Consider the following 13,368-nt stretch of genomic DNA (forward strand, 5'->3'; position numbering starts at 1 on the left):
GGGGACGATCAGTAATCCGGCCGCCACCGAATGTCAGTGCGGGGAGCGGGAGGTGGCGCCGACCCCGCCCCGCCGCCGGGCCGGCCCGGAGGACGGCGCCCGCCGCCGGCGGCCGTCGGGGCGGGGTAGGGAAAACCCGACCACGAGACTCGACCTGGCCGTGATGACCCCGCCGAGCTGCGGCGATGCAATGAAGCGGTGACGAAACGGGCGTGGTGGTGGTGCGGCGGGTGGCTGGTCGCGGCGGGGTGGGCGGGGGCGTTCCCGGTGGTGTCCGGGCTCGGGCCGCACCGGAGTTGGGGCGCCTGGGCGGCCTGCGGGTACCTGCTGGCGGCGCTCGCCGTGGTGCTGGTGCGGCGGCGCGGACGTGAGGTCTCGGTGGCGGTCGCGGCCCTCGGGGCGGTGCTGGTGCCGCTGCTCCTGCTGGTCCTGGACGGGCGGGGGCAGAGCGAGGTCGGGGTGATCGAGCGCTCCGGGTCGCTGCTGCTGCACACCGGCACGCCGTACCTGGCCGAGCCGCGGACCGTCGAGGAGTACACCCCGTACCTCCCCGGGATGGCCCTGCTGGGCCTGCCCCGGGCGCTGCTGGACGGCACCCCGCTGGGCGGCTCGCCGCTGGGCGACGCCCGGCTGTGGTGCGCGGCGGTGTTCCTGGTCTGCGTGCTGCGGACGGTGCCCGCCGGGCGCCGGCTCGGCGCCGCCGCGCTCACCGCCTCGCCGGTGGTCGCGCTGCCGCTCTGCGTCAGCGGGGTGGACCTGCCGCTCACCGGCCTCTGCTGGCTCGCCCTGGTCCGCGCCGCCGAACGGCGGCCGGTGGCGGCCGGGTTGGCGCTGGCCGCCGCCTGCGCGCTGAAGTGGACGGCCTGGCCGGCGCTGGCGGTGGTGGCGGCCCTGCTGGCGGCCACCGCCGGACGGCGCGCGGCGCTGCGCGGGGTAGCCGTCGCGGTGGGGGCAGCGGCGCTGGCGGTGCTGCCGGTGGCGCTGCGCGCGCCGGGGCCGCTGGTGGAGCAGGTGTTCGCCTTCCCCACCGGGCGCGGCGGCCTGCCGACACCGGCCGCGAGCCCGCTGCCCGGGCGGCTGCTGGCCGACCTCGGCCCGGCCGGCTGGTGCGCCGCCGTCGGCCTGCTGCTGCTCGCCGGGCTCGCCGTCGGGGCTTCCCTGGCCGTCCGGCCGCCCCGCACCGCGCCCGCCGCGGTGCACCGGCTGGCCCTCGGGCTGACCGCGGCCTTCCTGCTGGCGCCCGCCGGGCGGTTCGGCTACCTCGCGCTGCCGCTCGTCCTGGTCCTGCTGTCCCTCTCGTCCGCCGTCTCGCCCTCCCTCCCGTCCTCCGTTCCGCTCTCCCTCCCGTCCTCCGTTCCGCTCTCCGTTCCGAAAGGCCTGCCATGGGCACCACCCTCGTCGTCACCAACGACTTCCCGCCGCGCCAGGGCGGCATCGAAACCTTCGTCAAGGCCATGGCCGACCGCGTCCCCGGTCACGACGTCGTGGTCTACACCTCGGCCGAACCGGGTGCGGAGCTCCACGACGCCGCTCTCCCCTACCCGGTGATCCGCGACCGCGCCCGCACCCTGCTGCCGACCCCGCGGGCCACCCGCCGGGCCGCCGAGATAGCCCGGGCGCACGGCTGCGACCGGGTCTGGTTCGGCGCCGCCGCGCCGCTCGCCGCGATGACGCCCGGCCTGCGGCGGCTGGCGCCCGGCATCCGCCGCACCGTCGCCACCACCCACGGCCACGAGATCTGGTGGGCCCGCACCCCGGGCGCCCGCGGCCTGCTGCGCCGGATCGGCCGCGGCACGGACGTGGTCACCTACCTCGGCGCCTACACCCGCGCCCGGATCGCGCCCGCGCTCGGACCGGACGCCCGGCTGGCGCGCCTGGTGCCGGGGGTCGACCCGGCGGTCTTCCGGCCGGCCGCCGAGGACTCCGTCGGGGAGGCGTCCGCCGCCCCGGTGGTGCTCTGCGTGGCGCGGCTGGTCCCGCGCAAGGGCCAGGACGTGCTGATCCGCGCGCTGCCCGCGATCCGCCGGGCCGTGCCCGGGACGACCCTGGTGCTGGTCGGCCGGGGCCCGGACGAGGACCGGCTGCGGGGCCTCGCCCTCCGCCTCACCGAGCCGGGCAGCGTGGTGTTCACCGGCGGCCTCGACCACGCCGCGACGGCCGTCCACTACGCGGAGGCGGACGTCTTCGCGATGCCGTGCCGCACCCGCCGGCTGGGCCTGGAGGCCGAGGGCCTCGGCATCGTCTTCCTGGAGGCGGCCGCGGCCGGCCTCCCGGTGGTGGTCGGCCGCTCCGGCGGCGCCCCGGACACCGTCCTGGACGGCGTCACCGGCGCGGTCGTCGACGGCCGCGCGCCCGCCGAAGTGGCCGCCGCCCTGACCCGGATCCTGCTCGCCCCGCCCGCCGAGCGCGCCCGGATGGGGGCGGCGGGGCGGCGCTGGGCGGAGGAGCACTGGACCTGGGAGGCCTCGGCGCGGCGGCTCACCGAGCTGCTCGACCCCGCCGTGCCCCTGCCGGACCCGGCCGACCCGGCCACCGCGGTCAATCCCGCCACCGCGGTCGATCCGGCCGCCGCGGTCACTCCGGCTGCCCCCGCAGGTGCCTGACCAGCCGGGCGATCGCGGGCGCCCCGCCGTTGGCGCCGACCGCCGCCACCCAGTTCCGCGCCTGGCCCGGCAGGTCCTCCCGGCTCGGGCAGGAGAAGCTGAACAGCCAGACGTGGGCGGACAGGTCGCGTTCCGGAAGTGCTCGCCACTCCTCGCCCCCGGCGGCCGTCAGCATGTCCTGGCAGGCCGCCAGCGCCTGGTCCCCGTCCCCGGCCCACTCCTGCCGCAGCCACAGCAGGAAGTTGGTCTGGGCCGTCGTGGTGTCGTCCCTGGTCGCCTCGCCCTTGAGCATCCGGTTGACGATCGCGCTCTGCGGTTCCCGTGTCCTCGCCATGCCGCCATCGTTCCGGCACCGCGGCCGCCCTGACAAGGGCGTCACTCAAAAGCCGTACGGCGCCCGCCCGTTCACTCACCGCGCAGGTGGGCCAGCACCGCGAGGACCCGCCGGTTGCCCTCCGTCGGGTCCAGGTCCAGCTTCATGAAGATGTTCCCGCAGTGCTTCACCACCGAGGCCTCGGTGATGCTCAACCGGCCTGCCACAGCCTGGTTGTTGAGGCCCTCGGCCATCAGCGCGAGCACCTCGCGCTCGCGCGGGGTGAGCCGGGCCAGCGGGCGGTCGGCGGACCGGCCGCGCAGCAGCACCCGGACCACCTCGGGGTCGATCAGCGTCTCCCCGTCGGCGACCCGCCGCAGCGCGTCCAGGAAGTCCGCGACGTCGCCGACCCGGTCCTTCAACAGGTAGCCCAGACCGGCCGGTTGGGCGCCGGCGGCGGCGAGCAGCCGGGTCGCGTACGGGGTGGCCACGTACTGGGAGAGGACCAGGACGGGCAGGCCCGGGTGGCGCTCGCGCAGGGCGAGGGCGGCGCGCAGGCCCTCGTCGGTGTGGTCGGGGGGCATCCGGACGTCGGTGACCACGATGTCCGGCCGCTCGGCGTCGACGGCCGCGGCCAGCGCCTCCGCGTCGCCGACGGCGGCGGTCACCCGGTGGCCGCCGAGGGTGAGGAGTTCGACCAGTCCGGCGCGCAGCAGCACCGCGTCCTCGGCGATCACGACCCGGAGCACGGGACCTCCAGCCGCAGCGTCGTCGGGCCGCCCGTCGGGCTCGTCACCATCAACCGTCCTCTCAGCAGTGCCACCCGGTCGGCGAGTCCCGCCAGCCCGGCCCCGGCGGCCGGGTCCGCCCCGCCCCGGCCGTCGTCGGTCACCTGGACGACCAGCCGGCCGGCCGCGAGCCGCCCGTGGACGGTGATCGCGGTGGCGCCGCTGTGCTTGGCGGCGTTGGTGAGCGCCTCGGTGACGGTGAAGTAGGCGGTGGTCTCCACCGGGGCGGGCAGCCGCTCCGGGAGCTCGATGTCGGTGGCCACCGGGATCGGGTGGCGCTGCGCGACCTCGTCGACGGCGGCGGCGAGCCCGTGGTCGGTGAGCACCTGCGGGTGGATGCCGCGCACCAGCCCGCGCAGCTGCTCCAGCGCCTGCCGGGCCTCGCCGCGCGCCCGGGTGACGAGCTCCGCCGCCCGGCCGTCCCGGTCGCGCAGCTCGTACTCGGCAAGCCCGAGGGTCATGCTGAGCGCGACCAGCTGCTGCTGCGCGCCGTCGTGCAGGTCGCGCTCGATCCGGCGCCGCTCGGCCTCGAAGGCGTCGGCCAACCGGGCCCGGGAGCGGGTGAGTTCGAGCACCTGGTGGCCGAGGTCGTCCTCCCGGGGCCCGAGCAGGAAGCGGGCCAGCGCGACCTCGGCCCGGACCAGCAGTGCCCCGGCGTAGGCGCAGAGCAGCAGGCCGGCCAGTCCGGCGGCGGTGAACGGCAGGGCGGCGAACGGCCCGGCGACGGCGCGCCCGGGGACGAGCATCACGGTCTCCGGGGCGAGCGCCCAGACCACCAGCGGGGAGACCGTGAACGCGCCGGAGATCACCAGCAGCGCGGTGAAGCCCAGCGAGGCGGCGGCCAGCACGGTCGAGGTGAGCCCGGCGTGGGCGAGTTCGCGCCAGGTGGCCCGCTCGCGCAGCCGGGTGCGGACGCGGGCGCGGCGGCCCGCCCCGGGCAGACTGCGGTGCGGATCGGGCGGCGGGACCGGCTCGACCAGCCGCAGCCGCCACCGGGCCACACCGGCGGCGGGGATGCCCGCGAGCGCCAGGGCGAGCAGCACCGGCAGTCCGAGGCCGACCACCGACAGGCCCGCGCCGACCACCAGCAGCACCGCGAGGACCACCAGCAGCACCGGCCCGAACAGCGCCCCACCGAGCAGGTACGCCCAGCAGCGCGGCACCCAGCGGGTGAACGGGAAGCTCAGCGGGTGCGCCCGCAGCGCCTCGCGGACGGACGTCGGCCGCCGCTCCCCGTCCGTCACCGACCCCTCGTTCACCCGGTCCACCCTAACCGACCGGCTGACGGTCCTTCGGGGCCCGGGCGCGGGCCGCGCGCGGCCTGGTCAGCGCGACGGCGGCGACCACCAGCGCGCCGCCGGCCAGGGCGTTCCAGCCGACCGGCTCGGCGAGGAGGGCCGCGCCGAGCGCGGTGGACCACAGCGGCGTCACGTACGTCACGGCCGAGGCCACCGTCGCCCCGGCGCCGCGGACCAGCGCCAGGTTGAGCAGGTACGCCACGCCCGTGCCGAGCGCGCCGAGCACCAGCAGCGCGCCGGCCGCGGCGGCGCCCGGCCAGCGCGGGAGGCCCGCGGCGAACGGCGCCACCAGGGCCAACTCCACCGTGGCGCAGGTGATCTGGAGCGTGGAGAGGGTGGTCACCGACTCCGGGCGGCCGGACAGGAAGCGGCGCAGGTAGGCGAAGCCCGCGCCGTAGCAGCAGGCGGCGGCCAGGCAGGCCAGCGCACCGGCGGTCGCACCGGCGCCCAGGCCGCGCCAGACCCCGAGCACGGTGAGCACACCGACGAAGCCGAGCCCGAGACCGGCCAGCCGGCGGGTGCCCGGGCGGCGCTCCTCGGGGACGGTCAGCACCGCGAACAGCAGGGTGAACAGCGGGGTGGTCGCGTTCATCACCCCGGCGAGCACCGAGCTGACCCTGGTCTCCCCGAAGGAGAAGAGGGTGAACGGCACGCTGTTGAGCAGCACCGCGACCACCGCCGAGTGCCCCCACAGCGCCCGGTCGCGCGGGGCCCGCTCGCCGCGCAGCAGCAGCACCGCCCACAGCGTGGTGGCGCCGAGCAGGCAGCGCCACAACGCCACCCACAGCGGCGGCACGCCCGCCTCGACCGCCACCTTGATCAGGGCGAAGCTCGCGCCCCAGATCGCCGACAGTGCCACGAAGCCCGGCAACCAGCGCCTCACCCCGACCACCTCCGTCCTCCCGTCGCGTCTTCTGGACAGAGCGTGGCCCGGCGCCGCAGCATGAGTCCAACAAGTGGCAGTGCACTCGCGATGAGGAAGTCTCATGACCCCGGACGTCAACCTGGCCCAGCTCAGGGCACTGGTCGCGGTCGCCGACGCCGGCGGCTTCAGCGCGGCCGCCGACGAGCTCGGCATCAGCCAGTCCGCGGTCTCGCACGCCGTCGCCGCGCTGGAGCGCAGCCTCGGCGCGCCCGTGCTGTGGCGCGGCAGCCCGTGCCGGCCCACCCCGCTGGGCGAGCAGGTCCTGCCGCACGCCCGGACCGCCGTCGCCTCGGCCGCCGCCGTCCGCGCGATCGCCACCCGGCACTCCGGCGGCCCGACCGGCACCGTACGGCTGGCGGCGCCGACCACCGTCTGCCAGGCGCTGCTGCCCGGGCTGCTCAAGGACTGGCGGGCGGCCTACCCGCAGGTGACCGTCCGGGTCTTCGAGGGCGAGGACGACGAGCTGGCGGCCTGGCTGGAGGCGGGCACGGTGGACGCCGCCGTCCTGGTGGACGCCGGGCCGCTGCCGCCCGGGGCGGTCTCGCTCGGCGCCGACTCGATGCACGCGCTGCTCCGCCGCGACCACCCGCTCGCCGGCCAACCGACCGTCCATGTGGCCGAGTTGGAGGACGACGACTTCCTGCTCTCGGAGGGCGGCTGCGAGCGCCACATCCGCGAGGCCTACCGGCGGGCCGGCACCCGTTTCACGCCCCGGCACCGGATCCGCGACCTGAACAGCCTGATCGGCATGGTGCACGCGGGCGTCGGGGTCTCGGTGATGCCCGCGCTGGCGCTGACCATGCTCCCGGCCGACTGCGTGCTGGTCCCGATCCGGCCCGCCGTCCACCGGACGCTGTCGCTGACCGGGCCGACCGGCCGCCCGTGGTCCCCGGCGGTCGGCTCGCTGCTGGCGGGGATGGCGCCGGGAGTGGTGGCCGGGGCGGCGGCCGGAGTTCCGTCCCGGTGAGCCGACTCCAGGGCCCGTCGGCCGACCGGTGCGCCTTGACCTCTTTGGGGTTGACCGCCCTTCCCTGACAGGTCTATACCAGTGAGGACCTTCGGCAACCACCCGCCGCCGCAGGCCCGTTCGGCCGCCACGCCACCCCCACACCCGGCGTGAGCAGGCCCGCCTCCCCCACTGCCGTGTCCTGGAAAGGCTTCCGATGGAACGCGCTCTTCCCCCACAGCACACCGCACGTCCCCCCTTCAGGCGCCGCGCCGTACTCGCCGTGGCCGCCGCGCTCGGCCTGGTCGCCGGCGGCGTCGCCGCCCTGGCCGGCACCGGCTCCGCCGCCGCGGACACCACCGGCACCGGGGCCGCCGGGGCCGCCGGAGGGCTCGGCAGCAACTGGTACGCCTCGGCGCCGTACCTGATGCCCGAGGACAACAGCCCGCCGGACGCCGCCGCCGTCATGGACGCCACCGGCCAGAAGGCCTTCCAGCTGGCGTTCATCCTGGCCCAGGGCACCAGCTGTTCGCCCGCCTGGGGCGGCACCTCCCCGATCGACACCGACACCACCATGCCGAGCGTCATCCAGACCGTCCGCGGCAAGGGCGGGGACGTCTCGGTATCGGTCGGCGGGTACGGCGGCACCAAGCTGGGCCAGGTCTGCGGCACCCCCGAGGCGACCGCCGCCGGGTACCAGAAGGTGATCACCAAGTACGGCCTCAAGGCGATCGACTTCGACCTGGAGGAGCCGGAGTACGAGAACACCGCGGCCATCCACAACGAGATCGGCGCGGCGCGGATCCTCCAGCAGAACAACCCCGGCCTGTACGTCTCGATCACCACCGCCGGCACCAACGCGGGCACCGGCTGGTTCGGCACCCAGATGCTCAACGAGGCCAAGTCGCAGGGCTTCACGCCCGACAACTACTCGATCATGCCGTTCGACGGCGGCTTCAGCGGCGCCGCGGCGCAGACCGACGCGCTGGTGAAGTTCAACCAGATCCTGCAGACCACCTTCGGCTGGAACGAGGCCACCGCCTACGCCCACGAGGGCGTGTCGATGATGAACGGCCGCACCGACGCCGCCGAGTACTTCCACCAGTCCGACTTCCAGACCGTGCTGGACTTCGCCACCGCGCACGGCCTGGCCCGGTACACCTACTGGTCGGTCAACCGGGACCGCCAGTGCGCGGGCAACGTCGACCCGGGGCTGTCCGGCTCCTGCTCCAGCGTGGTGCAGAACGACTGGGACTTCACCAGGTTCACGGTGAAGTTCGCCGGGGCGACCCCGCCCACCACGCCGCCCACCACCCCGCCGACGACTCCCCCGACCACGCCGCCGACCACCCCGGGCAGCTGCGCCGCCCCGGCGTGGAGCGCGAGCACCACGTACAACGGCGGCGCCAAGGTCTCGTACAACGGGCACGCCTACCACGCCAAGTGGTGGACGCTGAACGAGGTGCCGAGCGCCAGTGGCCAGTGGGGCGTCTGGGCCGACGACGGGCCCTGCTGACGGCCGTACCGGCGACCACCGGTGGGGGGCGGGCGCCATGAACGCCCGCCCCCCGCCGGTCAGTTCGCGAACCGCTCCCGCAGCTCCGCCAGCACCTCCGCCGCCTCCGGCAGCCCGGCCGCCTCGCAGCGCGCGATGCCGGCGGCCAGCCGGGCCACCGCCGCGTCGGTACGCCCCAGGTCGCTGCCCTCGATCAGCGCGGCCAGCCGGACGGCCTCCGCCCGCGGGGACTCGGCCCGCACCCCGCCCGCCTCGTACTCCGCGATGGCCCGTTCGACCTCGGCCAGCGCCTCCTCGTGCCGCCCGGCGACGGCCAGCGAACGCGCCCGCTCGTAGTGCGAACCACCGCGCAGGTACCAGGAGTTGTACTCCTCGCCGGACCGCTCGGCCGCCTCGCCGACCGCGTCCGCCTCGGCCAGCAGGGCGAGCGCGGCCGCCAGCCCCTCCTCGCCCTTCTCCCGCGTCGTCAGCCGGGCCAGCTCCCGCAGGGTGGCGGCCAGCTGGTCCACCTGCGGGGCCTTCCCGTGCGCCTCCCGGGCGCGGGCCAGCGCCGCCTCGGCGGCGTCCCAGCGCTCGGCCCGGGCGAGCGCCAGGGTGGCCTCGCAGGCGACCATGGTGTGGGTCTCCTGGTCCTCCCACCCGGCCACCAGGTCGGCCAGCCGCAGGTACTCCTCGGCGGCGTCCCGGTGCTCCTCCAGGTCGGACAGGCCCCGGGCGAGGTCCAGCCGGCCCTGGGCGAGCATCCGGACGTCCAGCCGCGCCGCCGACGCGTCCAGCAGCACCGACTCCAGGACGGCCACCGCGTCCGCCGCCCGGCCGGTGTCGCGCAGCACGTCGGCCAGCTGCAGGCGCACCCGGGCGGCCTCCTCGACCGCCTCGGCGCCCTTGCGGTCGTAGCGCGCGGCCGCCTCCGACAGCGCGCGGACCGCGCCGCCGAGGTCGCCCACCTGGAGGCAGGAGTGGCCGAGCATCATGTACGTCGGCGCGTACGGGTAGGAGTCGTCGCCCCAGCGCACGGCCTCGGCCAGCGCCCGGTGGAAGACCTCGACCGCCTGGCCCGGCTCGTGGCCCTGCAGCAGCACCTGGCCCAGCAGGCCGAGCACCCGCGGGGTGTGCCAGGGCAGCTCGGCCGCGTCCAACTGGGCCAGCACCTCGCGCAGTTCGGCCTCCGCCTCGGCCAGTCGGCCCTGCCGGGCGGCGATGTCGGCGGTGTACTGCCGGGAGGTGGCGGCCCGCCGCTCGGAGCCCAGCTCCACGGCGGCCCGCCGGTAGCCGCCGACCGCCGCCTCGAAGCGCCCGGTCACCTCGGCGGCGGGCTCGGGCAGCGCCTCGGAGAGGTCGTGGTGGGCGGCGTAGGCGCGGGTCTGCAGCACGATCAGGTAGTCGTCGTCGGTCAGTTCGCCGCCGGCGCGCAGCTCCTCGGCCCGGGCCAGCGCCGCGTCGAGCGCCGCCCAGTCGGCCCGCCGGCCGCCGCGCCCGGCGCCCTCGCCGTCCGCAGCGCCCTCGGCCTCGGCGCCCTCGTCGCTCTCGTCGCCCTCGTCGAGGTCCGCGATCAGCGTCCGGGCCCGGCACATCAGCGCCGACCCGGCCAGCCCCGCCTGCTCGAACAGCTCGGCGGCGGCCAGCAGCCCGGCCTTGCCCTCCTCGCACGCGTCCCGCTGGAGCGCCTCGTGCGCCCGCTGCTCGGCGAGTTCGGCGCGCAGCCGCTCGGGGCCGCCCAGCTCGGCGCTCTCCGGGTGGACGAAGTCCGCGGCCTCCGCGCGCTCGGCGACCCGCTTCCACAGCCGGTCGGCGTCCGGGTGGCCGAGCACCTCCAGCTCGCGGGCCCGCAGCACCAGGGCGGTGAAGTCCTCCGGCTCCGCCTCGACCGTCCGGCGCGGCGCGGGCGCGGCCGCCGGGGCGGCCGACAGCCCGGAAGCGGCGGCGGCCCGCACGCCCAGCGCCAGCGGCTCGGCGAGCAGCGGCTCCACGGCCAGCCGGGCGCGCCGCCCGGCGCCGACCGCGTCGGTGCCGTTGCGGGCGTCGAAGCGGCCGGCCAGCGCGTCGCCCTCGGCGCGCAGGTGGGCGAGCAGGGAGTCCACCGTCCAGGCGGTGCCGACCGGGCCGCTGACCGCGAGCTCGCCGTGGCCGGCCCGGGCGAGCCGGGCGACCAGCACCTCGGCTCCGGTCAGGAAGTCCAGCCGGGCGGCCGGATCGCCGGTGACCGCGAACAGGGCGCGGTTCTCGGCGAGCAGCTCCAGGCCGCGCGGCTCGTTGCCGGACAGCGCGCAGAACTCGATGTGCAGGCCGACGGCGCTCAGCATCGAGGCCTTGCCGCGGGCGTGGCGGTAGCCGGCGAGGTGGCCCGAGCGGGCCTCGTCCGACCGGCCCTGGCGCAGCTGCGCGAGCAGCGCCGTGGCCTGGCTGAGGTGGGGCTCCTGCTCGCAGCCGCTCCGGCCGTCCAGCACCGGGGCGAGCGCCTCCAGCGCCCGGGCGTCGTCCCCGGCGGCGAGGTGGTGCCGGGCGCGGGCGCGGGTCTCGCAGGCGTGGCAGTCGCTCAGCTCGGCGCGCGGGCGGGCCGCCCACAGCTCGTAGGCGTCCTGCACGTCGATGCCGGTGTGCGCGGCCAGGTGGTAGCGCTGGGCGTAGTACGGCTGGAGGTCCTGGCCGGCCGCGCGGTAGCGGTCGCGCAGCTCGGTGTGCCAGCGCCGCACCGCCGCGAGCGGGACGTCCGGGTTGTCCTTGAGCGTGTCGGCGACCCACTTGAAGCGCCAGAGCACCTGCTGCCGGGCCCACTCGCCGAAGCCGTCCGGGTCGGTGTCCCAGAGCCTGAGGACGCGGGCGAAGACGACCGGGCCCTTGCCGCGCTCGCCGTCGTACTCGTAGGCCTCCATCAGCTCCAGCAGGGCCATCGAGAGGACGCCGGTGTCGTCGAACTGCTCGGCGGCGTCGACGAGTTCCTCGGCGGTGACGGTCCTGGTCCGGCCGTACGGGCGGGCGTCGTTCTCACGCAGCGCGGCCATCACCGCGTCGGGGGTGTCCAGCATCACGCCCCCTCCCCGCCCTCGGGGAAGCCGCCCGCCCCGTTCGCCCCGCCCGCCCCGCCGGCCTCGTGGCCGAGCATGGCGTGGTCGAGCAGGCTGATGAACGAGCGGTTGAGCAGCGCGGACTCGCTGGCCTTGAGCGGGCGGCGGGTCATCAGCACGGCCTGCCCGTACAGCGCCTCGACGGCGGTGACGGCCAGCTCGCGGCTGGTGACGGTGGCGGCGCGGCGCACCAGCGGGTTGAGGTGGTTGAGCACCAGCTGGGCACGGGGCGCCTCGGCGCGCAGCGAGCCGAGGATGTCCGCCCACAACCCGTCGGCCTCGTCGGCGAGTTGGGCCCGGGTGCGCTCGTGCCGGGCCTCCCGGTTGTCGAGCAGCAGGGCGGGCGCGTTGGTGGGGTGGAAGCTGCGCAGCGCGACGTCGCAGTCGAACCGGCCGACCACCTCGCGGGCGATCGCCAGGAAGGCGTTGGCGGCCAGCTCGGCGGCCGGGTCGACGGTGTCCAGGTGCGCGGTGACGGTGCCCGGGTCGAGGTCGGAGACGGAGACTCCGGGGCGGATCTCGGGCAGCCGGTGCACCAGGTCGTGGTCGTAGGTGTAGCCGCCGTTGACCACGCCGAGCCCGGCGGCGCCGGCGATCGGGGCGACCTGGCGGAACTCCTCGACCGTCCTGGTCACCAGCACCGCCGGGTGGCTGCGGGCGAACTCGTCCAGGGTGACGTTGCCGTCGGTGGTCTCGAACGGCAGCCACGGCAGCATCATCCGCAGCAACTCGTCGTCGTAGCGCGCGAGTTCCTTGACGGCCAGGTGGTGGACGGACAGGAAGCGGTGCAGCAGCGCCGGGTCGCTCGCGGACAGGCCGGTCAGCCAGTCGCGGATCCGGGCGCCGAGCGCGTCCCGCACGGCGGCCAGCGTCTCGTCGGCGTACAGGCCCTCGCGGGAGGCGGTGGGGCGCAGCCCGTCGGTGTCGACCACGCAGCGGACGAAGAACGCCCAGTCCGGCAGCAGTTCGTCGGCCTGGTCGGAGAGCAGCATGCCCTTGAGGTGCACCCGGTGGCCGTTGCGGCGCGAGGGCGGGGCGGCGTCCGGCAGGACGTACGCGACACCGCGCAGGCCGACCAGCGGCAGGTCCAGCTCGATGGTGTCGAGCGGGGTGAAGTCGAAGGCGGCGCGGCAGTACTCGGCGAGCGCGTCACGCCTGGCCAGCGGGGAGGCGTGGCGCTCGGCCCACGGCGGGGTGCGGTTGACCCGGTGCTCGGTTCCGTTGCCGTCGACCACCGTGACGTCGTGGCGCAGCAGGCTGCCGAAGTCCCGGGCGAGGGCGAGGACCCGGCCGGCGCGGGTCCACTCGGCGGCGTCGGCGCGCGGGACCAGCGTGACGGTGGTGCCCGGCTCGGGCTTGGCCGAGGCGGGCAGGGTGCGGATGGTGTAGCTGCCGTCGGAGCTGCCGCGCCACTCGATCGCCGGGGCGTCCGGGGTGGCGGCGGAGCGGGTGACCACGGTGATCTCGTCGGCGACCACGAAGCAGGCGAGCAGGCCGATGCCGAACTGGCCGATGAAGTCGCCGCGGGCCCGGGCCAGCCCGGCGCCGTCGAGCCGGCCGTCGGCGTCGCGCTTGGAGCTGCGGCCGATGGTGGCGAGGAAGGTGTGGACGTCCTGCTCGGTCAGGCCGATGCCGGTGTCGGTGACGGACAGCTCGTCGTCGGCCCGGACGGTGATCCTGGCCGGCGCCCCGGGGTCGAGGGCGCGGCGGGCGGAGATCGCGTCCACGGCGTTCTGCAGCAGCTCGCGCAGGTAGACCCGCGGGCTGGAGTAGAGGTGGTGGGAGAGCAGGTCCACCAGGCCGCGCAGGTCCACCTGGAAGGTGTGCGCACTCGTCGGGTTGTCGGTAGGGGACACCGGAGGCTCTTTCGATCGCGGGGTGGATGGCGGTGGTGGGATGCGGGTCGGCGGCGGC

Annotated in this window: 10 protein-coding genes; 4 read left to right on the forward strand and 6 right to left on the reverse strand. The window is 76.5% G+C overall.

Going from position 1 to position 13,368, the window contains the following annotated elements:
- The first annotated feature begins 198 nt into the window (after nucleotides 1-198).
- The gene (locus ACLWS4_RS02470; protein ID WP_416873219.1) at nucleotides 199-1,548 is read left to right on the forward strand and encodes a glycosyltransferase 87 family protein; all 1,350 of its coding nucleotides are present in this window, start codon (nucleotides 199-201) and stop codon (nucleotides 1,546-1,548) included.
- The gene (locus ACLWS4_RS02475) at nucleotides 1,455-2,603 is read left to right on the forward strand and encodes a glycosyltransferase family 4 protein (protein WP_416873297.1); all 1,149 of its coding nucleotides are present in this window, start codon (nucleotides 1,455-1,457) and stop codon (nucleotides 2,601-2,603) included. The genes ACLWS4_RS02470 and ACLWS4_RS02475 overlap by 94 nt, the downstream gene beginning before the upstream one ends.
- Here ACLWS4_RS02475 and ACLWS4_RS02480 read toward each other — a convergent pair.
- From ACLWS4_RS02480 to ACLWS4_RS02495, 4 genes are all read right to left on the reverse strand, one after another.
- A complete protein-coding gene (locus tag ACLWS4_RS02480; RefSeq protein ID WP_416873220.1) occupies nucleotides 2,575-2,937 on the reverse strand; it encodes a hypothetical protein in 363 nt (120 codons plus the stop codon). The two genes, ACLWS4_RS02475 and ACLWS4_RS02480, sit on opposite strands and share 29 nt — an antisense overlap.
- Before the next feature lie 71 nt (nucleotides 2,938-3,008).
- Nucleotides 3,009-3,665: a response regulator gene (locus tag ACLWS4_RS02485; protein WP_049660614.1), complete on the reverse strand. Its 657-nt coding sequence runs from the start codon at nucleotides 3,663-3,665 to the stop codon at nucleotides 3,009-3,011.
- Nucleotides 3,650-4,963 carry a sensor domain-containing protein gene (locus tag ACLWS4_RS02490; protein ID WP_416873221.1) on the reverse strand — a complete coding sequence of 438 codons (1,314 nt, stop codon included), beginning with the start codon at nucleotides 4,961-4,963 and terminating at the stop codon, nucleotides 3,650-3,652. Before ACLWS4_RS02490 ends, ACLWS4_RS02485 begins: the two co-directional genes overlap by 16 nt.
- A 10-nt stretch (nucleotides 4,964-4,973) precedes the next feature.
- Nucleotides 4,974-5,885, reverse strand: coding sequence for a DMT family transporter (locus ACLWS4_RS02495; protein WP_416873222.1), 912 nt, complete (start codon nucleotides 5,883-5,885; stop codon nucleotides 4,974-4,976).
- Between the two features lie 103 nt (nucleotides 5,886-5,988).
- Between ACLWS4_RS02495 and ACLWS4_RS02500 the strand changes: the two genes are divergently transcribed.
- Nucleotides 5,989-6,894: a LysR family transcriptional regulator gene (locus tag ACLWS4_RS02500; RefSeq protein WP_416873223.1), complete on the forward strand. Its 906-nt coding sequence runs from the start codon at nucleotides 5,989-5,991 to the stop codon at nucleotides 6,892-6,894.
- 196 nt (nucleotides 6,895-7,090) lie between these two features.
- Nucleotides 7,091-8,389, forward strand: a complete 1,299-nt coding sequence (locus ACLWS4_RS02505) for a chitinase (RefSeq protein ID WP_416873224.1) — start codon at nucleotides 7,091-7,093, stop codon at nucleotides 8,387-8,389.
- A 59-nt stretch (nucleotides 8,390-8,448) separates the two neighbouring features.
- On the opposite strand, the gene ACLWS4_RS02510 is transcribed toward ACLWS4_RS02505, so the two are convergent.
- Together ACLWS4_RS02510 and ACLWS4_RS02515 are read right to left on the reverse strand one after the other, a co-directional pair.
- Nucleotides 8,449-11,415 carry a hypothetical protein gene (locus tag ACLWS4_RS02510; protein ID WP_416873225.1) on the reverse strand — a complete coding sequence of 989 codons (2,967 nt, stop codon included), beginning with the start codon at nucleotides 11,413-11,415 and terminating at the stop codon, nucleotides 8,449-8,451.
- Nucleotides 11,415-13,310 carry an HSP90 family protein gene (locus ACLWS4_RS02515; RefSeq protein ID WP_416873226.1) on the reverse strand — a complete coding sequence of 632 codons (1,896 nt, stop codon included), beginning with the start codon at nucleotides 13,308-13,310 and terminating at the stop codon, nucleotides 11,415-11,417. Before ACLWS4_RS02515 ends, ACLWS4_RS02510 begins: the two co-directional genes overlap by 1 nt.
- Between the last annotated feature and the right edge of the window lie 58 nt (nucleotides 13,311-13,368).

The sequence above is a fragment of the Kitasatospora sp. SC0581 genome (assembly GCF_048159585.1).
Taxonomy (GTDB): Bacteria; Actinomycetota; Actinomycetes; order Streptomycetales; family Streptomycetaceae; genus Kitasatospora.